A 25,943-nucleotide genomic window follows, 5' to 3' on the forward strand; every position below is an offset into this window, starting at 1 on the left:
GAGGAGACTGGATCTACGAGTCCTCGAACGAAAAGTGAGTAAAAAGAATGATGGAACGGCTCGACTGATTATTGGCTGCCAAAAGAGAGTTAGGCTGTATAGCTATTCTTAGAGATGTTTCACGACTAGGCGTCACGATAGTCTTGTTACCCTCGTGGAATTCGATAACTTGCAATCTAAGGCAAACTAATTGAAAAGCTATCTGAAGTGAACTTCAGGGCAGAAGCAAATGAAAGTAACATTGCCGAAAAATCGATTTAGCCGTTACTCCCTATATTTGTTGGCGGTTGTACTTTTCTTCATTTCAGCACTCTTTCTTTATCGTGAGAAAATCGCTCGCGATTCGGCTTTGGAATTAGCTGAGATTACTGAAGAGTTGAGTAAGGAAGATCCCGATTGGACTTGGGAAGCTTATCTTAAAAAACGGAACGATTCGTCGGAGGATAAGAACAGCTATTTACTGATCAAAAAAATTCTCGATTTGTCCACTCCCCGTCCATCGGTACCTTATATTACGCGCGAACCAGATCTCTCGAATTGGAGGATACTACCTGAAGGCATGCCATTTGAAATAGCCGATTGGGCAGCACAATTCGTTGCTGATAGGCATGAGCGGATTCTTATTTCGCGGCAACTAGCCAATTTTTCTCCTATGAGTCGGGATTTCTGGGCGGACGATCCTCTCCAAATCAACTCTACTTTGTTGGAGGATATTCGAAGCATTGCTACCGATCTGATGTGGGATGTGCGAGTTCAGTCCCAGCTGAATCGATTCGACCTTTGTTTTCGAGATATTCAAGCGTTTCGAAGAATTGCCTCGTCTTTTGGGCAAGAAAATGTGCTAGCATTTTTACTTCAAACAGAAGTTGCAAATATCACCACTGAGTCAATTCAGCAAATGCTTTCCCAGGGAGTAGCCAAATCGACCGACCTTGAATTTATGCAAAGTGAGATCGAGGAAGATAGTCGACAACCGATACTAAAAAAAGCCCTGCTCAACGAAAGGGCAAGGTGTTTTGTGCTTATGCAGCGAGCTATCCAATCGGACCGACTGAAGGAGCTAATGCTATCGCCGATTGCGATCTCGAATCCAGATATGAGTACTTCAAAACGTCAGCTGGCAGCTTTTTTTCTGGCATGGCGATATTCGCCTTACCCTCAGGCAGATCAAGCTTTCATGCTACGAAAAAGAACTGAACAAATCAAAATGTTAGATCAACCTGTCAATGAATTGCATCTATATATTCAAAAAGATAAGCAGGAACTAGATGAATTTTTGAAGTCACCACCCCAAGCAAAAAACGTTCTTTCACGCCTGGACTTAGCTAAATTAGCTTTCTTTATTGATAATTATTTCTTTTTTAAGGCACTTCTTCGATCTACCACCTGTGGCGTAGCTGCCGAACGATTTCGCATCGCTTACAAACGTTGGCCCAAGAATCTCGAAGAACTTGTGCCGCAATTCCTCAAAAAGATCGAAGAAGATCCTTATACAAGCAAACCTCTTCTCTTCAAGCGATTCGATGATGGGATCGCGATTTACTCCGTGGGTATGGATCTTAAGGACGATGGCGGTGATGTCGTGAGAAAGGTTTTAGATCGCTCCAAACGCGGTGAGTATCAATATAGCCGTCATAAAGATTGGGGTATCCGCTTGTGGGATGTCGAAAAACGCGGGAAAACTATACCACCGGAACCTTTTAAGCCTTAGTTCAGCGTAGATTCTGGACTCTGCGATCCCAAATCAGTGCAAAGGCAGATTCTATTATCTAGTTGCCAAAAGATCGTCTAAAACAGGTCGAAAGCGACGTACAGAAGGAGACTCTCGATGCTCCGTTTTGGTTTTGCTCTCACCGTATTTTTCATATTATCCCTATCCGGATTCGCTCAGCACAAGAATGGAAGACTGGACGAATTGCCCAGCCAACCAGGTCCGCATATCGAGAAAATCAAGTCTCTGGGCGACAACGAATGGCTGAAGCTGGGTGCGCCCGCCGCAGATCCGAAATGGGGAAAAGCTCGGGGTAGTTCGTGGGGAGCCAAAGCCATGATCCTAGCAGCCGATAAGCGTGGAGCCTTCCTCTTCGGAGAAGGAGTTCACGCCTTTGTTAAGCCCGATGGTCACATAATGGACGACTTGTGGTTCTACGACATCAATTCCCATGCTTGGATTTGCCTCTACCCCGGAACGGACACGACGACCTTCACGCAGCGGGTCAAGGACAAGCAGCTGGTTATTGCAGAGGATGGGCAGTTGATCGACGGCGACAAACAGCCCATTCCTCTGCATACGCTGGTTCATGCCTGGAGCTATCTCACTTATGACTCAGATAGGAAGAAATTCGCTTTTCTTAGCTGGAATGGCAATGGATCACAGATTCCCAGATACTTTCTCGGCGGCGAGAAGCAGATGGACGTAGGACTGAAACTGCTTGAAGAGCAACTGAGGGACAAAAAGAAAGCGGTCTTTTCCCCGTGGTTCTACGACGTGGCGAGGGGTAAATTCGAGCGATCCCTGGCGAATATTTCGACACCCATCAACGCTGGAGGGTTCCCTCAGTTCCACTATATTCCTGCCAAAAAGCAATTCTTCGCTGTAGGTTCCGACACCGTAACGATTTTCGATCCAGCCAAAAACCAATGGATCGATGCGAAACCGAAAGGTCCTGCACCCAAAGGGTATGACGCCTGTGGTTGCTACGATTCCAAGCGAAACCGGGTCTATCGAAATGACGGGGATGGATCAAAAGGGGAAGGACTCATGGCGTATGACATTGAGAGCAATACCTGGAGCCACTTGAAACCCTCGGGAAAAGCTCCGGGAGCCTCCAACACCAATGCGGCGTTTTATGAGTACGATGCTCGCCTCGACATCGTGGTGGCAATCCATTTCAGAGGAGCAACTACGGGAATTTTTGTGTACGATCCTAAAAGCAATTCCTGGGCTGATCCAATTCCGTTCTCGGCAAATAGCCCCTCCAAGTTTCAATTTGCAGCCAACACCTTTTACGACATGGAATTGAACGCCTATTTCTGCCACGTCGCAGGCGATAGCAGAGACAATGGCGTAATGTGGGTCTATCGCTACCAGAAATGATGAAGGTGCAACGAGCTTATGGGAGCCGGATGCTTACTTTTGCTAAATCTTCCGTAATTTTGCAACATTGTGGAATTAAGGAGTGTCCACTGTGATTCAGGAGGAAATTGAATTGTGCCAATCTCGACCACACGAGAAGCATTGTTTAGCTTTCTCGCTGGCAAGCGGAATGCCGCAAAAAAGACACGGGGGACTATTACGGAGAATCGAAATTGGAATCTCCTTGGCAATAATATGTACGGCATCAAGTGCATCTTTTAAAGAACACTCGCAAATATCCCTGTAACGAATGATAGCATTAACAACATTTCCAGTAGCAATCAATTTACAAAGTGCTTTCCGAAATTCCGAAGTAGGCTCACGCTCGCTCATAATTATCAGTCTACCCCGAATTGAACTAGAACGAGAGGCTTTCCCTTAACTCCTTACATCACCAGAATCAGAACTCAGAACCGAATCGAACAAATTCCTAAAAAATGATCTGCTCTGATAAGGATACTCGTTCTCGAAAGTTTCGACGTCCTCCCAGAACCAATCCTCGTCAAATTGCTTGAAATCCTCCGCTGAAAATCTCGCTAAATTGTGAAACAGATCAGCCACTACTCCTGCTGCTCGAAAACGCTGAAAATAAGAACGCCAGTGAAATGGGTTCATCAGGCAGAGAAAACCTGAAGGAATCTCCTATTCGAGGAATCTGATCTCAAGCATACCCTGATAGAGAAGATAGCGGTATGCCCTTTTTCGTTTTTCATCCATTCGATGCGTTTCCCTTTCCCTGCAAGTCGGTTAGCCGCCTCATTTTTCCGTTGGGAAATCCAATCTCATTCTCGCTCGATACTCCTCTGGGGATGTCAGAGATTCTAACTTTCTCATCGCTTTCCAAAAAGGTGTAACGATAGATTTCACATTGCCTTTCGTTGAAAAGACAGCAAGAACCTCTCCTGGTCTCCTGAGACGGCTTGCATCTGAATAAATGTCGAGCGAAATCAGATCTGTTTCTTCATTCCGAGTGAATTTGAAACGGAAAACAGTGGGTTCCGTATATGCTATCGCAACAGATTCCACTCTTTGAGTCACGAGGAGCAAAGCCGTCAAAAGTTCATCAAGAAAATCGTTCGGCGTATATGAAATATCTATGGAGAGGTGGGAATCGTTTGTCTCGATTTTCATAGATAGCCATCCATGATTTGGTACGGGGAAGTTTACCTTTAGCATTTCGGAACTGCGCATCGTCTACCGAACCATTTTTTCAAAACGCTGTGAGACTTTCAAAGGAATTTCTGCCAGTATCACCTTGCAGGAACTTCTGAAATATTTCCAATCTTGACAGGAATCTCTCTTACGTTATTTTCGCTTAAAAACGAGAAGTAAATCCCAAAAGATTGATTAGGAATTTCTTGCATGAACGCCCTCAAAATCAAGATCTATCAATCTCTGAAAATCGTTATCATGACCATTCTGATGATTCCGCTGTCTGGTTGTGTACTTGCTCCTATTCCCAACTCACGCGTTGAGGGCTTCGCCGTCCAATCGCGTCTGTTGGATGCCGAAACGAAACAGCCAATACCAAATGCCAAAATTATCGCAGTCGATGGAGATACTTCGATCACAGATAGCGACGGTCGATTCGAGTTGAAAAAGCACACTCAACAACATTACGGATTTTTGCTTGGGGTAATCAGTTATCCTGTTTTGCCGTTCACAACGGATTTAGTTTCACGTTCGAGAGCGTTCCGCGTGAATGCAGTCGGCTATCCTCAGCAGTCCTTCCTGGTTAAAGAAGAAGAGGAAGGAATTGAGTTCTCCAAGGATGACCCGTTTTTGCTAATTAAGTCTGAATTGCTTTTGAAGAAGAAAGTCATTTCTAATTTGCAAAGTGATGGCGCCAAAATTGGGCAATAAGTCGCTGATAGTAATCCTGTCGTACTCGAAATATTTCCGCAAAGATACCAATATCCGTTGCTTTTGCTTCACACAGAGCAAGATCGGGTTATCGAGATCGATATCTTCGGGCACCAAGAGGTGACACATTTCTCCGGGACGCATCCCCGTCAACATAAGCGTGAGAAAAATCGGAAATTGCCAGTGATCGCATTTTTGCAAAAAGGCCCGCTCTTCCTGAGGCTTGAATAGTTCAATGGACCGAAAGCTCTCGATCGGAATTCGATCGATATTCAATACCTGAAAAGGGTTCTCTGCGTAGGGGCTTAAGTATCGCCGTTTCTTCGCGTAGCCAAACAATGTCCTGCAAGTTTCGAGAACGTAGATTAAGCCGCTATCGAGCAATGCTCGCTTAATTGTATTTTCGTGACCGTTAGGGGAAACGCGAATCGACCTCAAGTACGTGGCAAATTCTTCGGCATGGGACGGGGTGAACTGGGCGATAGTCTTAACGGGTCTTTGCTGAAGAAACCGGATCAAATGATCTGTTGCAGCACGGTAACGATTGATGGTGTTGAGGGAAGAGCGAGAAACGTGCTCGTGATGTTCGAGCCATTGTTGCCTGGTTTTTTCGATGGTCGCATTCTCAAAGCTCAAGGCGGCGGGAGCTCCGACATCTAACTGGGAGTTGATCTGCGAAGCGAGCTGGCGGGCGGCGTTCCTATCCGGTCCAACCCGGGGTCGATGTCGACACCCCTGTTCGACGTAGCAAATACCAAATTTTTCCCCGACGATACCCATGTACTTTACCGATTCGAAACTCTTTCGACATAGTCGCCTCAGAGATTTCTCCTGCCACAAAACGCCACAAAAACTGCCACAAACGGGGTTTTTTGAAGACGAGGAAAAGTCGTAAACTGTTTTGAAATCTAGACTTACGTCAATCAATGAAATGAAAAAGCGGAGAGAGGGAGATTCGAACTCCCGTTACGGTTACCCGTAAACAGCATTTCCAGTGCTGCACCTTCGGCCTCTCGGTCACCTCTCCGGATAGAAAATCCTATGATGATTCTTCATATACGTCAATCAGCCTTGCCCAGGCATTCTGGCAATTCCCCTCGCGATACCGGAATAGACTGCCCGACAGGATCAAAAGTTCGGCTATTTCAGACCAGATCAATCGTATGATAGCTCAATCGTTCGTATCCCGAAGCAGTAATCAGGTAATTATGCTCGATGCGGACGCCGCCGACATTGTCCACATAAAGCCCCGGTTCCAAAGTTACCACATCCCCGGCAATCAACGTTTCATCGGCTTTTTCGACGAAAAACGGGGCTTCCGGGTGCTGTAAACCCAACCCATGCCCGGCATGATGTGGAAAATTTCCAGCCAGTTTCGCCGTTTCGAAAACTCCACGCACGGCGTCATAAACCGCTTTGCAGGATTGGCCCGCTTTCAACATTCCTTCCCCGGCCGCCATGGCGGCTTTGGAGAGATCCATCAGGTTCTGCTGAGCGGGGGTCGGTTTGCCCCCAACCACAAGCGTATTGGTGAAATCGCTGCGATAGCCGAACAAAACGCAGGAATAATCGAGGATGAGAGTCTCGCCGTCCTGCAAAATATGATCGGTCGGCGGGCCGCCGCGCTTGCTGGAACCCGGCGAGACTGTGAAATCGCCATAAACGATGACTGGCTGACGAGCGGCCTCGGCCGTCGCCACGAAAATTCCCTCGTACACCTGCAGTTCGCTCATTCCTGCTTTTACATTGGTTCGAGCCCAGGCTTGGCCCGCCTCGCCCAGTCGCATGCACTTTTTCAGGAGTTCGATCTCATCGGCATATTTGGCTCGTCGCATCTCTCCAACGGTTGTTAGAACCCGAGTGCAGGCCGGATCGCCGAGACTATCGTGAATCCGGCCGCCGAATTTGACGACGGTTTCGCGAAGAATGAGTCGGCGTGGACCTTGGCCGGCGCTTTTGCCGTCGTACCAGATGATCGGGGTGCGCTGTTCGACACAGGCTTCATTGACCGATTTGGGGAGACGGTGGTCGTGAAACAACTGGGCCGTGCCATCGTTTTCGATGACCAGAATACCGCCGAAGTCAGCTCCCAGGCTGAAGGGATCGACCGAAAAATTCGCCAAGTAACGCAAATTGATAGGATCGCTGAGGACCAGCGGTCCGGTATGCGTCTCTTTCAGGAGTTCCATCAGTTTCTTACGGCGGGCCAGGCAGAGGTCTTTGGTGAGCATGAGTTAAGTCTCTCGCGAACTTGGCGGTTTTGTAAGATAGCCTCTTCGAATTGTACGATCCTGCTGAAACTCAAGCGACAATGACTCAAGAACTGTTGGATAAACGGGAAGAGCGGATTCGCCGGATGTTTGGTGAAATCGCTCCCTGGTACGATTTTCTCAATCATTTCCTCAGTCTGAACATCGATAAACGCTGGAGAAGGAAAACGACTCGCCGAGTTCCCGTGAAGGAAGGCCCGTTGTTGGATCTCTGCACGGGGACAGGGGATCTGGCTTTAACCTATCGCAACAGTACCGTAAAGCCTGTGCATATTGTCGGGACCGATCTCTGCGCCGAAATGCTGGTCCGGGCCCAGGTGAAAGCGGCGAAAAATCGGGCGAATATCGACTTTATCGAGGCCGATTCGCAGCATTTGCCTTTCCCGGATAACACATTTGAGGTGACAACGGTCTCCTTCGGTCTGCGGAACATTACCGATCCGCATCAAGGACTTGCCGAGATGGTTCGGGTGACGAAACCGGGTGGAAAGGTGGCCGTGTTGGAATTTTCCAAACCGAGGAATCGGTTGCTCGGGGGAATTTACAGTTTCTATTTTCGACGAATTCTTCCGAAGATTGGGCAGTGGTTGTCGAAAAGCCGGGATAATGCTTATTCTTATCTTCCTGCAAGTGTCCTTCAGTTTCCGGATGGTAAAGATCTGGTTGCCTGGATGGAAAAAGCGGGTTTGAAGTCGGTCACTTTTGAGCCGCTGACCTTCGGGGTGGCAACGCTCTACATCGGCCAAAAATAAGGATTGTTTCGGCGCGAAATTAGGGTTAAGCGATGTACCCAGGACTTTTCTGAACCCTGAAAACCGCATTTTTGGGGGAAAGCGCCGCTCTGAAAGAGGTTTGCCGCTCAGGAATTTGAACCAAGTCAAATATCCCCCCGTATAACAATTCAACGAGCATCCGTAGCCATGGTGCGGACATTTCCGCCGCTGGGAGACATTTCAAGATGTCGCAAGATTTGGTCGTTCAGACCCGCAATTTGACGAAAGTTTACCGAGACTTCTGGGGTCGAAAGAAAAAGATCGCATTGAATGCGCTCGATTTCGACATCCGTCGAGGGGAAATTTTCGGGCTGCTGGGACCAAACGGTTCGGGCAAAACCACGACCATCAAACTACTGTTGGGTCTTCTGTTCCCGACGAGTGGTGAGGCGACCGTCTTCGGCGAACCGGCCGGGGATGTCAAGAAAAACGAAAAGATCGGCTACCTGCCGGAAGAATCGTACCTCTACCGCTTTTTGAACGCGGAAGAGACGCTCGACTTCTACGGTCGATTGTTCGAGATTCCGCCCGATGTCCGCCGTCGCCGAGCAGGTGAACTGATCGAGATGGTCGGTCTGGAAAAAGACAAGAAGCGCATTCTTCGTGAATATTCGAAGGGGATGCGTCAGCGTATCGGTTTGGCGCAGGCTCTCATCAATGATCCGGAACTGGTCATTCTCGACGAGCCGACTTCGGGTCTCGACCCGTTGGGTACCCGCTGGATGAAGGACCTGATTCTGGACCTTAAGAAGCGGGGTAAGACCGTTCTGATGTGTAGCCACCGCTTGGACGATGTGCAGGACGTTTGCGAGCGAATCGCCATTCTTTACAACGGCGACCTGCAGACGCTGGGTAACGTCAGCACCCTGCTCGAAGATGCGGCCCGCGTTGAAGTTCGGGCGACCGATCTCCGTCTGACCGACGAAATTCGCCGCGATCTGGAGCAGGTAATTGCCAAGCATGGTGGCAAGCTCGAAACCGTCGGCCATCCGACCACGACCTTGGAAGACCTGTTCCTTCGAATCGTCGAAGAGTCGAAGAATCGACCGGGCCGGCGTTATACCGGCTCGGAAGGTGGCGGAAAATTCTAGCGTACTGGATCGCCGATTCAGTACGCCCGGACAGCAACCTGGCACGAAACCGAAACTCACAGCACAACTTCAAGAGCAGAAATGAACGGGACGCTTTTTGGCATTATCGAGTTCGAAAAGGATCCGCCACGCTTCGATTACTTTTGGAGGTATTTCGAAAGCTGGGCTCAGGATGCCGGTGGTTTTGCGGCGCTTGCCCTTTTGATGCTGGCCATCAGCCAGTTCTTTGCCCGCGATAACAGCCGCACCGTACGTTTCAATACTCTGATGCGTCTTTTCAGCTTCGTTGCGTTCATCGGCTACGCTGTGTATATCGCGATCATGATCAGCGGTTCGTTGTTTCCTGCCCGCGAACAGATGCGACTCGATGGAGTTGCGGAGACCAGCTTCAAGTTCAAAAATCTCTCGAAGGAAGGGTTGGAGGATATCAGCGGCAAACTGCTGATGTTCAGTGGTTTAGCGGCTATGATCGCTTTTGCGACTCCCTTCTTCATCGACCTTTTCAAGATGCGCTTCCGGCGGATTTTCGCTCTCGCCAAATTGAGCTTCGTAGAGGCGATGCGGCGCAAGATCTTCTGGGTCTTCCTGGCCTTTTTGATCGTCTTCCTCTTCCCCGCCAAGTGGTTCTTCAGCATTAAGGCGGAAGACGAAGTTCGTAGTAGCGTCAGCGTCGTTCACTATGTGCTGGAAATTCTGCTGGTGCCGATTTCCTTGATGCTGGCGGCCTTCAGCATTCCCAACGATGTCAAGAACCAGACGATTCACACCGTGGTTACCAAGCCCGTCGAACGCTTTGAAATTCTGCTGGGCCGTTTCATCGGTTATATGTCTCTGATGACCGTCGCTCTTTTTGGTCTCACGGCCATCAGTTACGTGTTGATCTCGGCATCCAAAATCGATCCTTTGGCCGCTGAAGAGAGTATGAAAGCCCGTCTTCCGAAATACGGGGTGATGGATTTCCTCGCCAAGCAGGAAAATTTTGTCGGGGTCGATGTCGGTAATGAAAAGACGTATCGGAAATTTATCGCCGGTGGTCCGACCAGTTCGCACCGCGGCCTCTACAGCTTCTCCGATATTTCAGGCTTGTCCTCGATGTCCGCGGTACCGTGCGAGTTCGCCTTCGATATTTACCGATTGACGAAGGGGGAAGAGAATCGAGGGATCCAGACCTCGTTTGATTTCCGCAGCTGGAAGTACGATAGTTCGCCGGCTCGCGAAGCCGAGTACGATGCCGCTGTTCGGGATATCCGGAACGCTCAGCCTCCCGAAGACGAGTCCGATACGATTCAGGCCGAGAGGTGGAAGAAGGCCAATGAAGTCGCCCGGAAATTTGGCCGGTACGAGTTCAAGGGCTTCCCGATGCTGAACTACCATACGTATGGGATCAAGGTTCCTCCGGCGCTTTTCGAAAATGCCGCTTCCGGAACTCCACCCAAGGTGATCCGAAAATTTACCGATGGTTCGACCGAGGAGCACCACCCTTACGTATTCGTTTATGTCCATTGCGATAGCCCTTCGCAGATGCTGGGGATTGCTCAGTACGACCTCTACTTTCTGGAAGCGGAAGGCAAGTTCAGCTTCAACTACTTCAAGGGGGTTGTCGGAATCTGGTGCCGCCTGGCACTCGCTATCGGGTTGGCCGTTGTCTTCAGTACTTACTTCGCGGGCATCATCAGTCTGCTGCTGGCCTTCTTCCTCTTCCTTCTCGGGTACTTCACCGAGTTCCTGGTCAGTCTGGCCACCAAGACGAATCCGGGGGGTGGGCCAATGGAAGCCTTAACGAAGCTGGTACGTGGGGATGTCGCGGCCACGCCTCTGGAAAATAGCCCGGTTGTATCCGTGGTCTTGTTCGCGGACGATATTTTCCGCTGGTTCGTCCGCCGGTTCTTCAACATCGTGCCGGATATCGATCGTTTTGTCTGGGCCAATTACGTTTCGGAAGGTTTCAGTATCCGTCCCGAACTGATGGCCGTGAATATTCTCTTCCTGATCGGATACCTATTGCCCTGGTTTCTGATCGGTTACTATCTGCTTAAGACGCGGGAAATTGCCGCTTAATTTGGGAGTTTGACGGGGACCCATGGCAAATACGTTTCAAAAAGCCGCGTTCAACCGGAAGCTGACTTATTCAGTTCTCATCGTGGCCATTTTCGTGGTGACGTTGTTCGGACGCGGAAAGTTTACCCTGCCCGGGGATTTGAATAAATACACGGTCAAATCCCAGGCGGATCGCTGGAAATTGAGTTCCGACTCGCGCGGCGGCTCGGAGCTTTCCGGAAAAGCCATTCAACTGGTGCTAACCGGCTCTCAAGGTCTGGTGACTTGCATTCTCTGGCTCAAAGCCAACGACTACCAGCGGAATCAGGAATGGAATAAGCTGGAAGTTGTGGTCGACTCGGCCACGAAGCTTCAGCCCTACTTCTTGACTCCCTGGTTGTTCCAGTCATGGAATCTGGCCTACAACGTGTCGGTGACCATGACGCGCATGAACGACATGTATTTCTACATTGCGCGTGGAATTTCCCTGTTGGCCGAAGGGGAATCGATCAACGAAAACAGCCCCGATTTACGCTATAACATCGGACTGTATCTTCAGAATAAATTCACGGTCAGCGATAAAGTGAACACCCTTCGCTGTCTTTACCAGCTTTCCTGCATTCCTCCGGATGAGCGAAAGGCCGATCTGCTTCTGACGCCCGATCGCAAGGCAGTGAACATGCAGGCCTTCCTCGAATTCTGCAACAAACATCCCCAGCTGGTGCGTCGGCTCCGCGAATCGACAGTGGCTTTGAGCCAGCCGGCCGATATCGTGAACTTCCTGAAAGAGAACGTTAAAGTTCCCACCCGTTATCGGGATGGAATGAACCTGGAAGTTTCCGGGTACAATCAGTTCCCGGTGTTGCCGCCGCAATTTTTGAACGATGAAGCGGAAGAGCTGACCCCGAAGCGGGAAATCCAGGATCGCGATGCGGATGCGCTTGTGGCTGCCCGAGCCTGGTACCGTTATTCCATGGTGCCCGTGCCGCCGCCGAATAATCGTCCGGTGCATCTGGCGACCGAGGAAGAAAAAGCCAAGTATCGAATTCCCAAGTCACCGATGTTGGTGATTTTCCTTCAAGCGGCCCCGCGCTCCCAGACTTATATCGCGGAACGGCTTCAAAAAGAAGGCTGGATCGATAACGACCCCTGGAAAGTCGATGAGTTTCGCGATATCGGTGAACCGGAACGCTGGTTTACCCAGGATGTTGCCATTCCGCCGAGCATGACTTCTCAGGAAGCGTGGGAAAAAGCCTTCCGCATGTGGGATGAGCACGGTAAGGGACGCGGTCTGTTCTACGATAAGGCGACCATGGCGAATTTGGTGAGCCGGGCGCGCGAGTTCGCTCAACATCGCGGTAAAGCGATCGAGGAATTGGGGCAACAGACGGAAGCGACTCCGGAAGAATTGGCCGATCCCATACTGCGTGATCGCTTCGAAGCCTATGAGGACCTGCGAAATTTCCGCTTGAATGCATCCGTAACGAACTTTAAATCCTTCCTCTTCTGCTCTGAAGCCGAGATGGACCGAGATACACTGGAAGCCCGAAAGATCTTCTTCAAGGCTGAGCAATATAAGAAGATGGCAAAAACCTCCAAGGCTCCTGCCCTGTACGTCAAGGCATTCGAACTATGGAAAAAAGTGTTTTTGAAGAATCCGTATTTCCATCGCGGCGATGAGGAAGCGGGCGGAAACGAAGGGGATAAGCAACAGGAAGAAGTTCTGGAATACGAGATCAACTACCTGGATATCATCACTGGTCCTTACCTGAGCAAACGCCGTGAAGCCGTTCTGGCTCTGAATGATATAATGAATGGCTTAGGTGCGGCGGGAACGCGTGATCCGCTGCAAGTCCTTGGAAGCGTTTATCTGATGAATGAGGCTAAGCTGGTCTCAGTAAGCGATCGGATCGAACCGCTTCCGCAACCTGGGCCGCTGGACGGTGATGATCCTAATGGCCGTCCCTGGATCTCACCCTACATCCGAGAACGCGTGAAGCAGCGGTTGGCGCCGACCAGACAAGCGGCGGCTCAGGCGGCTCAATCCGCTCCCCGGCCTACACCAACCACATCGTCCGTTGGTCCTTGATTTGGAAAGCCATACATGTCGAAGTCGGTTCTCGCAATTCTCGCCCATCCCGACGATGCAGAAATACTTTGTGCGGGAACGCTGATCCGACTTCGGCAGGAACATAACTGGACGGTTCACATTGCGACCATGACTGCGGGTGACTGCGGCACGGCGGAATATCCTCCCGAAAAAATTGCCGAGATTAGACGATCCGAGGGAGCTTCGGCCGCGAAGCTCATCGGGGGCGAGTACCACTGCCTGGGAGCTCGCGATATGCGAGTGGAGTACTCGAACGATCTGGTGGAGAAAACGGTTCAACTGATGTGTAAAGTTCGTGCGTCCGTCGTGCTGACGCACAGCCCCGATGATTACCACCCCGATCACGAAGCTACCAGCAAAATCGTACGCACTGCCACCTTTGCGGCCCCTATCCCCAATTATCTTCATGGCCGCTGGATCGATCCACCTCTGGAGCATATTCCTCACCTCTACTATTGCGACCCGGTGGAAGGCAAAGATATTCTGGGACGCCCGATCGTGCCGGGATTCTGGATCGAAGTGACGAAGGTCATGGATTTGAAATCGCAGATGCTGGCCGCTCATGCCAGCCAGCGAAACTGGCTGATCAAACATCACGGTGTGGACGATTACATCATTTCAATGAAAGACTGGTCCGCCAAACAGGGTAAAAATGTCGCCTTTGAGTATGCCGAAGGATTTCGGCAGCATCTGGGACACAGCTATCCCCAGAACAATTTACTCGCAGAGCTACTCGGGTCCAAAACGCTCTAAGTCGCTGGTTTTTCCAGAAAATCGATCTGGGCTGCGAGCGCAGTCTTCACTCGCGTCACATATTTATTCCGTCCGATTTCGGTTGCCCCCAAACTGCGCGTGTGGTCATTGATGATCTGCACATCCACGAGTAGATACCCGCGAGCTTTCAAATGGTTGATCAAGTACGCCAAGGCCACTTTGGAAGCATCGGTTTCGCGGAAGAACATCGATTCCGCACTGAAGAGTCCGCCGACGCCCACTCCGTAAACGCCTCCTACCAGCACGCCGTCCAGCCAGGCTTCGGCGGAATGGGCAAAACCCAGTTTGTGCATCCGGGAGTAGGCACGCAGCATTTCGCTGTTGATCCAGGTTCCCTCGGGGCGATGCCGGCCGCACTCCGCCATGACCATTTCGAAGGCCGAGTCTAAGCGGGTGATGAACTTTTGTTTGCGAATGGTTTTGGCGAGGCTTTTGGAAATGTGAAAGTCGTCATATTCGATAATTGCTCGGGGATTGGGGGACCACCAGAGGATGGGATCTCCTTCGGAGAACCAGGGGAAAACCCCGTCCGCGTAGGCGTTGAGCAATGTTTCGGGAGACAAATCCCCACCTACGCCGACCAATCCTTCATCATCGGCCAGGTGAACGGGGATCCAGGGTTTTTTGAAGCCGGTCGATTTCACTTGTCGAGCGATTCGAGGAGTTTCTTGGCCTCATCCACCGATTTGGAATTCGGATGTTTGTCGAGTATTTCTTTCAGGAGATCTTTCGCTTTCTCGTTCCGGTTCAGGGAGATATAGTTCTTGGCATTGTTCAGCAGACGCTTGGCTTCCTTGTCGTCGCTGGCCGAATCGGATTTGGTGGTATCTTTCTTCTCCGGCATGTCCTTGTCCTTCGCCTTTGCCTCTTCCTTCTTCTTCCCGTCGGGGGCATTCTCATCGCCTCGGAAATTGCCCTTCTTCAAAAGGAGCCAGCCATCGTAACGGTCGCCCGGCTTGGAAACGATGATATAGCCGAGGTCGAGAGGCTTCAAAGCCGAATCCAGGATCTCCTCGACGGTTTTGTTCTGGACCACAACGGTAATGCGGGAATTCATGGAGACCCCCTGATCGGGGTAAGTGCTCAGGCTGCCTTTTTTAATATCCTGGAGATTCCCTGAGATTTCCTTTAGCACCTCCCGGAGCATCTCGTTCTTCATCTCAATGCTGATTTTGATTTTGAGCCGGGCGCGGGTGGCCGCGGCGGCCGGCGAATCCTTGGTGGTTTGCGCTTCCCCGGGAAGGGTAAACAACAAGGCCATCACCAGAACGGGAAGAAGAGTGATTCGACGCATGTCAGACCCTCCAGATTGCCGGGAAAATAGCTGGGAATTTGTGCGAAATCAGCGGTTTTAAGAGGCTGAATTTCTTTACCTAATTAATAGAATACGCAATGATGAAAAAAGTTCCTTGAGATTCGTTCGGAAGCCATTTTCGGACCCGCTAACTAAAGGAAAAACCACTTGGCCGATACACCTCCCAGCGGGGGCACTCCCGCCCCGTTGCCAATGCCGACGCTGGAAATCGAATCCGAACTCCGCGACAGCTATCTCGCTTACGCGATGAGCGTGATCGTCAGCCGGGCATTACCCGACGTGAGAGATGGTCTGAAACCCTCGCATCGGCGCATCCTGGTGGCCATGAACGACCTGGGCCTGGGGCCCTCTTCCTCCACCAGCAAGTGCGCGGCCATCGTCGGCGAGACGATGAAGCGCTACCACCCGCACGGCGACGCTAGCATTTACGATTCGCTGGTCCGCATGACCCAGAACTGGGCTCTCCGTTACACACTGGTTCATGGTCAGGGCAATTTCGGATCGATTGCAGGTCTGCCCGCCGCGGCCCACCGCTACACCGAAGCCCGGCTCACCAACCTCGCCGCCGAGATGCTGGAAGATCTCAATAACGACACAGTCGATTTTATCGACAACTACGACGGCAAGTATAAAGAGCCGCTGGTACTGCCCAGCAAGGTGCCCAATCTCCTGATTAATGGCTCCGATGGTATCGCCGTGGGCATGGCGACGGAAATTCCGCCTCATAATCTCGGCGAAGTTTGCGACGCCCTCATCGCTTTGCTCGAAAATCCGAACATGAGTCTAGGCGAGCTGATCTCGCACATTCCGGGCCCCGATTTTCCTACTGGTGGCATTATCTGCGGTCGGCAGGGGATAATCGACGGCTATAAGACCGGGCGGGGTAAAATCACCCTCCGGGCAAGAACGGAAATCGTCGAAGAAGGCAAGACGACTCAGATTATCATCAAGGAAGTTCCGTTCCAGCAGACTCGCAATCGTCTGGCCGAATATATCGGCGAACTGGTCAAAGATGAGCGAGTCAAAGACATTTCGGCCCTCCGCGACGAGTCGTCCGCCCGTAATGGCGAGCCGGTACGGCTGGTGATCGATTTGAAACGCGGCGCCGATCCGCACCTGGTTTTAAATCAACTCTATCAGTTCACACCGCTCCAGAAAACCGTCAGCATAATTCTGCTGGCCCTGGTAGACGGTCGGCCGCGCATTCTAACCCTCAAGGAGATGCTGGAAGAGTTCATCAAGCATCGAATTCAGGTCATACGACGGCGAACGGAATACAAACTGCGTGAAGCTAAGCGACGCGGCCATATTCTCGAAGGCCAGTTGATCGCCATCTCCTCCCTCGACGAAGTTATCCGGATCTGCCGATCTTCTCCCAACCGCAGTGAAACCAAGATTTCCCTGCAAAATATGGAGGTGTCGGCCAGCGTGCTGGGCCGGGCTATCGGTGAAAAAGCGCTGACCGCTCTACAGGCGGAATTGGGAGTCGCCGAATCATACCGGATGACGGAAGCCCAGGCCGATGCGGTGGTCCGGCTCCAGTTGGGGCAATTGGCCGCGCTGGAACGGGATGAAATCTACAAGGAGTACGCTCAGCTACGCGAAGCCATAGTCGGCTACGAAACCCTGCTGGCCAGCGAAGCCCTGATTCGCGAGGTGATTAAAGAAGATCTGACTTATCTCCGGAATAAATTCGGCGACAATCGATTGACCGAGATCAGCGATGAAGGGGCCTATGTGGACATGGAAGATCTGATTCCCGTAGAGGATCAGGTCGTGAGCATATCGCATAAAGGCTACATCAAACGACTGCCGATGGACACCTATCGGGTCCAGCATCGCGGCGGTAAAGGCGTCTCGGGCGGCACCAAAGACGACGATTTCGTTGAACATTTCTTTGTGGCCTCCACGCATGCATATCTACTTTGCTTCACCAATCGCGGCCAACTCTACTGGCTAAAGGTTTACAACATCCCCGAAGCGAGCCGAACCAGCGCGGGCCGGTCGATCGCCAACGTGCTGTCGCTCAAGCCCGACGAGATGATCACCAGCGTCATCCCCGTACGTGATTTCGAAGGGAACTTCTGCCTGTTGGCGGCCACTCGCCAGGGGAAGGTGAAAAAGACTCCTCTCGAAGATTACTCGCGACCCAAGCAGGGCGGGATCATCGGCATCAACCTCAATGAGGGTGATACACTGATCGGAGTCTGCCTCGTCAAACCGGGAGATGAAGTCGTTCTTTCCTCACGGAACGGCATGGCCATTCGTTTCAGCGAATCGGATGCCCGTCCGATGGGTCGCAACACGGCCGGCGTCTGGGGCATCAATCTCAAGGACGATGATGAACTGGTAGGCATGGTCGTGGCCGATCCGGAAGGTTTTCTTTTGACCATCTGCGAAAACGGTTACGGTAAGCGTACGCCGTTTGGTCCAAATACCGCCGATGAATTGCCCGAAAATGGCGAAGAAGCGGTAGCCGAGGAACCCGTCGAAGAGGAATCGGCCGAGGGGGAAGAGCGTTCAGCGATGCGGTACCGCAAACAGCGCCGGGGTGGTAAGGGCGTTCGAGATATTCGAACCAGCGAACGCAACGGCAAAGTGATCGGTATTGCGGCTGTCAAGGATACGCACGAACTGATTCTGATGACCATGCAGGGTATGGTAAATCGAATCAAGATTTCGGAAGTCCGAGTGGTTGGTCGCAACACCCAGGGCGTGCGCGTGATGAGTGTCAACGATGGGGACAAAATTGCCTCCCTGGCATTAGTGGCCGCGGAAGAAGTTGTGGAAGAAAAAGTCCCAGCCACAACCTGATAGAAATTGGAAGCAAACTCGGTTTTAGGCAGCCCCCAAATTCGGGAGTCGAAGCGTGCGTGTTCTGATCACCGGCGGATATGGCTTTATCGGTGCCTGGATCATCAAAGCTCTTCTGGAGAAGGGGGCCTCGGTCTGGGTTTACGATCTCAAGGAGGACGCTCGCCGGATGAGGATGATCCTCTCCGAAGAGCAGGTTCGAAAAGTCGTATTCATTCCCGGTAACGTGACCGATCAGTTGCTTCTCACTTCGGCCCTAAAAGAAAATGCTATTTCGCACATCATCCACCTTGCGGGATTGCAGGTGCCGACTTGCCGGGCCAATCCGATTCTCGGCGCTCAAGTAAACGTTATGGGCACACTTGCTGTATTCGAAGCGATTCGAACGCTCGGCGAGCAGGTGAAGCGAGTGGTTTACGCTAGCTCGGCCGCCGTGTTCGGCCCCCCGGAAGCTTATGGGCCGGGACGTCAACCCGATGATGCCCGCTTGTTACCCAGCACACACTACGGCTATTTCAAATGCTGCAATGAAGGCAATGCCCGCATCTATTTTCAGGATTTCGGCATCAGCAGCATCGGTCTGCGACCCTGGACGGTCTATGGTGTCGGGCGGGATCTGGGAATGACCAGCGATCCGACCAAGGCGATCAAATCAGTGGTCATGAATCGGCCTTTTCACATCGCTTTTGGGGGCATCACCGACTTCCAGTACGTCGAGGATGTGGCTCAGATTTTCGTCCGCTGTCTGGAAGCCCCGTATAAAGGGGCGAAGTCCTATAACCTGCGGGGAGCGGTCGTCGATATTCCTGCATTCCTTAAGACTCTGATCGAAATTGCGCCCGAAGCGGCCAAGTTGATTACGCACGGAACTTCCCAACTGGCCATTGCTTACGATCTGGACGATGCCGGTCTGCAGAAGGATATCGGTGACATCCCCAGCACCAGCTTGAAAGACGGGATTCGTAAGACGCTGGAGATTTTCCAGAAGTTGAAAGCAGAAAACCGGCTCACGACTGAAGATCTGGAAGCCGCCAAGCCCGCTGTTGTGACGGTGGATGAGCCATAGGCGAATCACATCTTCGCCCAGAGCCGGCGGTCGAGCGTTCGGTATGCAATCGCTTCGCTGACATGCGAAGATTGAATTTCGGCAGTCCCCTCGATATCGGCAATGGTGCGAGCTACCCGCAAAATCCGGTCGTGGGCTCGGGCGGAGAGACCGAGCATTTCCATGGCCGATTGCAGCAAATCCTGGCTCGAACTTTCGAGCGTGCAAAACTTTCGTAACTGACGGGAAGACATCCGGGAATTGATTGATTTCACACCGGCCCCAAAACGCGCGGCTTGAATCGCCCGAGCCCGATCAACTTGCTCCCTCATCTGGGTACTGCCGGTTCCTTCCCTTTGAGTCGACAATTCCTTGAAGGGCACGGCGGGCACTTCGATGTGCATATCGATGCGGTCGAGCAATGGACCACTGATTCGCCCCATGTACTTTTCAATCTGTATAGGAGAGCACTTACAGGCGTGCTTGGGATCGCCGAGGTAGCCGCACGGGCAGGGATTCATCGAGGCGACCAGAATGAAACTGGCCGGGAAGGTCGAGGAGTGCGTGGCCCGCGATATCGTCACTTTCCCTTCTTCGAGCGGTTGACGTAAAACTTCCAAACTCCGGCGATTGAATTCAGGGAGTTCATCGAGGAACAGCACGCCATGATGGGCGAGGGAAATTTCGCCCGGTGTCGGGATAGTCCCTCCACCTACCATACCGGCATCAGATATCGTGTGATGGGGAGAACGGAAAGGGCGGGTGGTGAGGAGTGATTCCCCCGCCGGGAGTCGACCCATCGCACTGTAGATGCGGGTTGTTTCCAGACTTTCGAAGGCGGTCAGGGGTGGCAAAATCGTGGCCAGCCGGCGGGAAAGCATGGTTTTACCCGTCCCAGGACTGCCGATCATGAGCACATTATGGCCGCCCGCCGCCGCGACGGCCAGAGCTCGCTTCGCGAATTCCTGGCCTCGCACATCGCCAAAGTCGATGTCGTACTGATTCATCTTCTGTTGAAGCGTAGTCAATTGCGAAGTGGTCGGCTCCAGCGTCAGATAACCGGACAGCATCCCCACGGCATCAGTCAGAGTGCCAACTCCGAAAACTTCGATGTCTTCTACTACCGCGGCTTCGCGGGCGTTGGCGATGGGAACTAGCAATTTCTTGACACCTAATTCCTGGGCGGCCATCGCCATGGCCAGCGCCCCTTTGACGGGTCGCACGCTGCCATCGAGAGCGAGTTCGCCGCAGATGGCATACTCGGCCAAGGCGTCCGCTTTCAACTGCCGGGTGGCAATCAGCATACCGAGTGCAATAGGCAGGTCGAAACCGCCAGCGTCTTTGCGGAGATCGGCCGGGGCCAGGTTGATGACCGTTCGGCCATCGGGCAGGGCGTAATTGAGATTGAAGAGGGCGCGCTCGATGCGGTGGACCGCTTCGCGGACGGCCATTTCAGGCAGTCCGACCAGAACTGTCTTGGGCATCTGGGCGTGAGTATTGTCGACTTCGACCTCAACAGGCAGAGCGTCAATTCCGACCAGGGCGAATGTTGTAAGCTTCGATAACACGTGGGCTTCCTAACTACTACTCCTCGCCAGCAATGATCTTCTTTTCGGGTGGTCTGAAATCCCACACGAGGCGCTTGTAGACCAATTTCCCGATCTTCCAAAGGGCAAACGCGACGAAAACACACAACCAGCCGGAGAAAATCGCAGGTTTGACGATCAGTTTCTTCTTATCTTCGTCGTAGAAGAAGGTTTCCTGCATCCAAGATCCCAATTTCAAAAAGACAATGACCTGTCCGGTAATCAGGGCAATCATGGCAAGAATGCCCAGAAACGGAGGAGCGAGGTGGGAAACCCATTCCATCGTTGTGGGCTGATAAACGGCCTTAGTTTCGAATCGCAATCGCGTTACGGTGTTGTAACCGCAACTGAGACAGATCACCGCCGTTTCGGAGGCCAGTTCTTTGGCGCAGAACGGGCAGCGTGGCAAGGCTCCATCATCGTCTTTATTCAAGGTGTAGGGATTCTGATCGCCTCCCAACTCTTCATCCAGCTGTTTCGCTTTGGCTTCCGCCGCGCTTAGGGGAATCGGTGGCACGGCGGCTGGCGTCGGGGGAGCTTGCTTTTTGAGAGGGGGAGGGCCGGCTTTGGGTTTTTCGCTAACTACTGAACTTACCGGCTCTTGGGCCAAGAAAACAGCTTTGCATGCTTTGCAGCGAATCTTCTTCCCGAGAACCTCGTCGGGAATTTTCATTTTGGTATCACATTCGGTACAAACAACAACCGGCATGAAATATCCTCGCCTTGCACTTTCGCCGAGAACGATTATGAGCTAGACTCTAGGATATTTGGGGAGGTACCAGGAATGCAAGCAGGAAGTCAACCGGATGGCGAAAATAGCGGAGTTTCGCCTGCGGTGCGCCTGTTGGTAACCCTGGCAACTTATAACGAACGGGATAATTTGCGGGCGCTTTCGGAAGAAATTCTCTCCAAAGTCCCGTTTGCCCAACTTCTGGTCATCGATGACAATTCCCCCGATGGAACAGGGAAACTGGCCGACGAATTGAAGGCGGCCGATCCCCGGATCGATGTGATCCACCGTTCGGGAAAGCTCGGCCTCGGCACTGCCATGCTGGCCGCGTGCAAATATGCTTTCGAGAACGAGTTCGATTTCCTGTTAAATCTGGACGCCGATTTCAGCCATCCGCCGCGTTTCATTCCTGCCATCTTGGAAGGGATGAAACGAAACGACGTGATGATCGGTTCGCGTTACACGCCGGGCGGGGGCACGGAAAACTGGCCTCTTTCCCGTAAAATCATCAGTCGCTCGGTAAATCTGCTGGTTCGCATACTGTTTGGGATGGGTGTCCGGGACGCCAGCGGGGCTTTCCGCTGTTATCGGGTCAGCAAGCTTCGACAGGCCAAATTGGAACGAATCTGGTCGCGTGGGTATTCCTTCCAGCAGGAAGTGCTCTACCGCTGTTTTCGAGCGGGCAGCAAATTGGGCGAAACGCCGATCATATTCGAAAATCGTCGAGCCGGGGTGTCGAAAGTGAACCTCCGGGAGGCCGTGCGTTCGCTGAGCATGCTGGTTTTCCTCGGCATCCGCTATCGGCTGGGACTCGACCACGTGGCCAAGCTGTCCCTTCCGGTTTTGTCCCACTAGATTCTCAGCGGGCACTGAACACAATCGCACTGTCACCCAGCAGCATTTCCATTTCTTCCAGCGGTAATTTCTGCGGATTCACCTGAAACTCCGGGGCCAGGCGGAATTTCACTTTACGTTTATAAGCATCGGTTACGTGCAGTTCCACCCCGCAAGGACCGGGGGCTCGCTTCAAAAGGTTTGCCAATCGTTCGACGGTATCCCCGTGGTGTTTCTCCATCGACATGCGCAGGATTACGCCTCGGGTCAACTCTTTCTTGGCGTCTTCGAGCGTCATGAGCTTGCGAAGAATAACCGTCGGTTCCTCGCGCATGCCTTTCTCTAGCTCGGCCTCGAACAGATAGATCTTGTCATCGTGGAACATCTCGTTGAAGCGGGCGAAATCGTCCGGCCACATCACGCACTCGATCTGACCGGAAAAATCCTCGATCTTACAGCGGACGTATCGTTTGCCGGTCTTGGTGGTCATCAGGCGGACGGAAGAGAGCATCCCCCCGATTCGGGCACTCTGTCCCGCATCCAACTCCCGCAACATCTCGATGGTATGGCTGGCATAACGGCGCATCTCCGTATCGAAATCGGCCAGCGGATGACTGCTGAAGTAGAAATCGAGCGATTCCTTCTCGTGCTTGAGTTGCTCCAGATTATTCCAGCGAGGAACGTCCGGTAACACCGGCGTTCCAAAACCTTCCTCGGTAGGCGAGTCGTCCTCGATGGCATCGAAGATGTTTTTTTGACCCCGTTTGCGATCCTGCTGCAGATCGCTGGCGGCCTGTAACGCGGTTGGTAGAGCGGTCAGCAATTGAAAGCGGTGGCCAAACGGCTTGGCAAATCCGTCCATGGCCCCGGCTTTGATGATGCGCTCGATGGCCGACTTGGTAACCTTGGATGTATCCACCCGTTCGCAGAAATCGAAGAGATCCTTATAAGCTCCCGAACTCTGTCGTACTGCGGCAATCTCTTCGGCCGCTCCTCGTCCCACTCCTTTAATGGCCATCAGTCCGAAAGCGATGTTGCCGCTGGAAACCGTAAACATGGCTTCGCCGCGATTCACGTCGGGCGGAAGCACCTGCACGCCCATTTTCTTGGCATCGCCGATGTGATCGACCAGCATGTCGCGTTTATTGCCGTCGTCGATTTCCGAGGAAAGCAACGCGGCCATGAACTCTGCGGGAAAGTGATGCTTCAGATACGCGGTCTGATAGGAGAGCAGGGCGTAAGCGGCCGAGTGCGATTTGTTGAAGCCGTAGCCGCCGAACTTTACAATCAGTTCGAAGATATCGTCGGCCTTGGATTCACCGAGCCCCTTATCCATGGCTCCTTTGATGAAATCCTTTTTGCGGGCGTCGATGATCTCCTTGTTTTTCTTGCTGATGGCCTTGATGCAGGCATACGCATTGGAGAGTTCGATTCCCCCGAGCTGATTGAGAATCCGCATCACCTGTTCCTGGTAGACCATCACGCCGTAGGTCTCTTCCAGAACCGATTTCATGATCTCGTGGGGATAGGTCGGTTGCTTGCGGCGATGTTTGCAGTCGATATATTCGTCGACCATTCCCCCTTCGAGCGGACCGGGTCGATAGAGGGCGGTGCAGGCAATGATATCCCGGATATTATCCGGCTTCATGCGCTTGAGCAGTTCGCGAATCCCTTCAGATTCGAACTGGAAAACGCCCTTGGTTTCGCCGCGTTGAAGCAGTTGATAAGTCGGTTTATCATCGAGCTTGATCTTCTGAAGATCGAGAGTGATGCCGCGCGTTTTCTTGATATTAATCAGCGTATTGTCGACGAGCGAGAGTGTGCGAAGACCGAGAAAGTCCATCTTCAGCATGCCGACCTTTTCGAGGTCGCCCATCTGCCACTGCGTGGTCAGGGACTCCGTTCTCTCGTCGCCGTCCTTGCGCTTGACGACTTGCACCGGGCAATAGTCGGTGAGCGGTCCATTGGCGATCACCACCCCGGCAGCGTGCGTGCCTGCGTTGCGGTTCATGCCTTCCAGACGCAGGGCGATGTCGACCCATTCCCGCGTACGGGGGTCGGTCTCGTATTCGCGTTTGAACTCGGAAGATTCCTTGAGAGTCTGAGTCAGTGTCGTCCCGGGCTTGGAGGCGACGAATTTGGTCATCATGTTGACGCGATCGAGAGGAATGTCCAGTACGCGTCCGACGTCTTTGAGGGCCGCCTTGGCCGCCATCGTGCCAAAGGTGGCGATTTGCGCCACGCTATTTTCCCCGTACTTCCTCTTCACATACTGAATCACCATTTCCCGGCGATCCTGGCAGAAGTCGATGTCGATATCGGGCGCTTCGCTGCGGTTGGGGTCCAGGAAGCGTTCGAACAGCAAGTCGTATTCGAGCGGGCAGACGTGGCTAAGTTTCAGAACGTAACTGACCAGTGCCCCGCAGGCGGAACCTCTGGCACTGGCCGGGATGCCCTGCTCGTGAGCGAAGCGTACGAAATCCCAAACGATGAGAAAGTAGCCTGCGAAACCCATCCGGCAGATGATCCCCAGTTCGTGTTCAAATCGGGCTAATACTTCCGGTTTGGGATTATCGCCATAGCGTTCGCGCACGCCAATTTCGCACAGATCCCGAAGATACTGCTCCGGCGTTTTGCCCTTGGGCGGATCGAAAACCGGGAAGTGCCGTTTCTTAAAATCGATTTGAATGTCGACGCTGTTGGCGATTTCCTGTGAACGGGCCACAGCATCCGCCTGTTTGGGAAACAGGTCGTACATATCTTTCGGCGAGCGGACGTAGAAGGGATTTTTGAATCGGCTGTTATCGCCATACCGCATTCGCTTTTCGTCGGACTGCTTGGCCCCTGTGTTGATGCAGATTAGCACGTCGTGAGCCACCGCATCATCACTGCAAAGGTAGTGGGCATCGGCCGTGGCTACCAGGGGAACACCCAGTTTGTCGGCTATGCGAACCGCCTGATCGGTACACGCATCCTGAATATCCAGACCGTTGTTCTGGATCTCGATGAAGAAGCGGTCCCCGAAAAGCTGGGCGTACCATTCGGCCAGTTTTTTGGCTTCTTTCACATCGGTTTTCAACAGGTGTTCGTTGAATTCGCCCGAGAGACATCCGCTCAGACAGATCAGCCCTTCGGAGAACTGTTCGAGGAGTTCCTTGTCGATACGCGGGACGTAGGAAAAGCCTTCCAGATAGGCGATAGAGGCAAGTTTGATGAGATTTTTGAAGCCGGTCGCATTCTGGGCCAGCAGCGTGAGGTGATACGCCGCGTCCTTTCGATAGACCGCTTTTTCGGTTCTTTTCCCCGGAGCAATATAGGCTTCGTACCCAATGATGGGGTTGATGCCCTGAGCCTTGGCTTCGCGATAGAACTCGATGGCCCCATAGAGATTGCCGTGATCGGTCAGGGCAATCGAATTCATTCCCAGTTTCTTGGTCTGCTTGATGAGATCGGGAATCTGATTCGCGCCATCGAGCAGACTATAGTGGCTGTGGCAGTGGAGATGGGCGAACGACTTCTCGGCCATGGAAATTCCTCAGAGTAGAATCGACATGGGTATTTTATG

General features: G+C 52.4%; 19 protein-coding genes and 1 tRNA gene. 11 read left to right on the forward strand and 9 right to left on the reverse strand.

Translation table 11 applies throughout. The features are described 5' to 3' along the window. Window positions 1–229: 229 nt before the first annotated feature. Window positions 230–1,711: a hypothetical protein gene (locus KIH39_RS02090; protein ID WP_213497623.1), complete on the forward strand. Its 1,482-nt coding sequence runs from the start codon at window positions 230–232 to the stop codon at window positions 1,709–1,711. Window positions 1,712–1,828: 117 nt separating this feature from the next. Continuing rightward, the gene (locus KIH39_RS02095) at window positions 1,829–3,097 is read left to right on the forward strand and encodes a Kelch repeat-containing protein (RefSeq protein WP_213497624.1); all 1,269 of its coding nucleotides are present in this window, start codon (window positions 1,829–1,831) and stop codon (window positions 3,095–3,097) included. Between the two features lie 795 nt (window positions 3,098–3,892). Here the strand turns inward: KIH39_RS02095 and KIH39_RS02100 are convergent. Beyond that, entirely contained in the window at window positions 3,893–4,267 is a 375-nt protein-coding gene (locus tag KIH39_RS02100; RefSeq protein ID WP_213497625.1) for a hypothetical protein, read from the reverse strand. A gap of 231 nt (window positions 4,268–4,498) precedes the next feature. Here KIH39_RS02100 and KIH39_RS02105 point away from each other — a divergent pair, with 231 nt between their 5' ends. Beyond that, entirely contained in the window at window positions 4,499–4,999 is a 501-nt protein-coding gene (locus KIH39_RS02105; protein WP_213497626.1) for a peptidase associated/transthyretin-like domain-containing protein, read from the forward strand. On the opposite strand, the gene KIH39_RS26950 is transcribed toward KIH39_RS02105, so the two are convergent. The 3 genes from KIH39_RS26950 to KIH39_RS02120 form a co-directional block, all read right to left on the reverse strand. Further along, window positions 4,922–5,779: a tyrosine-type recombinase/integrase gene (locus KIH39_RS26950; protein WP_213497627.1), complete on the reverse strand. Its 858-nt coding sequence runs from the start codon at window positions 5,777–5,779 to the stop codon at window positions 4,922–4,924. The two genes, KIH39_RS02105 and KIH39_RS26950, sit on opposite strands and share 78 nt — an antisense overlap. Before the next feature lie 160 nt (window positions 5,780–5,939). Beyond that, window positions 5,940–6,026, reverse strand: a tRNA-Ser gene (locus KIH39_RS02115). A 118-nt stretch (window positions 6,027–6,144) separates the two neighbouring features. Beyond that, entirely contained in the window at window positions 6,145–7,230 is a 1,086-nt protein-coding gene (locus KIH39_RS02120) for a M24 family metallopeptidase (protein ID WP_213497628.1), read from the reverse strand. 80 nt (window positions 7,231–7,310) lie between these two features. Between KIH39_RS02120 and ubiE the strand changes: the two genes are divergently transcribed. The 5 genes from ubiE to KIH39_RS02145 all read left to right on the forward strand — a co-directional run bounded on the left by ubiE (window position 7,311) and on the right by KIH39_RS02145 (window position 14,033). Then, complete coding sequence (gene ubiE / locus KIH39_RS02125) at window positions 7,311–8,021, forward strand: bifunctional demethylmenaquinone methyltransferase/2-methoxy-6-polyprenyl-1,4-benzoquinol methylase UbiE (protein WP_213497629.1); 711 nt, start codon at window positions 7,311–7,313, stop codon at window positions 8,019–8,021. Between the two features lie 206 nt (window positions 8,022–8,227). Beyond that, on the forward strand, window positions 8,228–9,133 hold the full coding sequence (locus KIH39_RS02130) for an ABC transporter ATP-binding protein (RefSeq protein ID WP_213497630.1): 906 nt from the start codon (window positions 8,228–8,230) through the stop codon (window positions 9,131–9,133). Between the two features lie 81 nt (window positions 9,134–9,214). Continuing rightward, the gene (locus tag KIH39_RS02135) at window positions 9,215–11,191 is read left to right on the forward strand and encodes an ABC transporter permease (protein ID WP_213497631.1); all 1,977 of its coding nucleotides are present in this window, start codon (window positions 9,215–9,217) and stop codon (window positions 11,189–11,191) included. Between the two features lie 22 nt (window positions 11,192–11,213). Next, entirely contained in the window at window positions 11,214–13,259 is a 2,046-nt protein-coding gene (locus KIH39_RS02140; RefSeq protein WP_213497632.1) for a hypothetical protein, read from the forward strand. Between the two features lie 15 nt (window positions 13,260–13,274). Continuing rightward, window positions 13,275–14,033 carry a PIG-L deacetylase family protein gene (locus tag KIH39_RS02145; protein WP_213497633.1) on the forward strand — a complete coding sequence of 253 codons (759 nt, stop codon included), beginning with the start codon at window positions 13,275–13,277 and terminating at the stop codon, window positions 14,031–14,033. Here the strand turns inward: KIH39_RS02145 and aat are convergent. After that, window positions 14,030–14,698, reverse strand: a complete 669-nt coding sequence (aat, locus tag KIH39_RS02150) for a leucyl/phenylalanyl-tRNA--protein transferase (RefSeq protein ID WP_213497634.1) — start codon at window positions 14,696–14,698, stop codon at window positions 14,030–14,032. The two genes, KIH39_RS02145 and aat, sit on opposite strands and share 4 nt — an antisense overlap. Next, on the reverse strand, window positions 14,695–15,348 hold the full coding sequence (locus KIH39_RS02155) for a tetratricopeptide repeat protein (RefSeq protein WP_213497635.1): 654 nt from the start codon (window positions 15,346–15,348) through the stop codon (window positions 14,695–14,697). The genes aat and KIH39_RS02155 overlap by 4 nt, the downstream gene beginning before the upstream one ends. 213 nt (window positions 15,349–15,561) lie before the next feature. Here KIH39_RS02155 and gyrA point away from each other — a divergent pair, with 213 nt between their 5' ends. Further along, the gene (gene gyrA, locus KIH39_RS02160; protein WP_449343006.1) at window positions 15,562–18,183 is read left to right on the forward strand and encodes a DNA gyrase subunit A; all 2,622 of its coding nucleotides are present in this window, start codon (window positions 15,562–15,564) and stop codon (window positions 18,181–18,183) included. 55 nt (window positions 18,184–18,238) lie between these two features. Next, window positions 18,239–19,249, forward strand: a complete 1,011-nt coding sequence (locus KIH39_RS02165) for an NAD-dependent epimerase/dehydratase family protein (RefSeq protein ID WP_213497637.1) — start codon at window positions 18,239–18,241, stop codon at window positions 19,247–19,249. A gap of 5 nt (window positions 19,250–19,254) precedes the next feature. Here the strand turns inward: KIH39_RS02165 and KIH39_RS02170 are convergent, their stop codons facing one another. Together KIH39_RS02170 and KIH39_RS02175 are read right to left on the reverse strand one after the other, a co-directional pair. After that, window positions 19,255–20,796: a YifB family Mg chelatase-like AAA ATPase gene (locus KIH39_RS02170; RefSeq protein WP_213497638.1), complete on the reverse strand. Its 1,542-nt coding sequence runs from the start codon at window positions 20,794–20,796 to the stop codon at window positions 19,255–19,257. Window positions 20,797–20,812: 16 nt separating this feature from the next. Then, entirely contained in the window at window positions 20,813–21,523 is a 711-nt protein-coding gene (locus KIH39_RS02175; protein ID WP_213497639.1) for a hypothetical protein, read from the reverse strand. 75 nt (window positions 21,524–21,598) lie between these two features. Here KIH39_RS02175 and KIH39_RS02180 point away from each other — a divergent pair, with 75 nt between their 5' ends. After that, entirely contained in the window at window positions 21,599–22,399 is an 801-nt protein-coding gene (locus KIH39_RS02180; protein WP_213497640.1) for a polyprenol monophosphomannose synthase, read from the forward strand. A gap of 4 nt (window positions 22,400–22,403) precedes the next feature. Here KIH39_RS02180 and dnaE read toward each other — a convergent pair whose 3' ends face one another. After that, window positions 22,404–25,904, reverse strand: coding sequence for a DNA polymerase III subunit alpha (gene dnaE / locus KIH39_RS02185; protein ID WP_213497641.1), 3,501 nt, complete (start codon window positions 25,902–25,904; stop codon window positions 22,404–22,406). Window positions 25,905–25,943 lie beyond the last annotated feature (39 nt).

The sequence above is a fragment of the Telmatocola sphagniphila genome, from assembly GCF_018398935.1.
Classification (GTDB): Bacteria; Planctomycetota; Planctomycetia; order Gemmatales; family Gemmataceae; genus Telmatocola; species Telmatocola sphagniphila.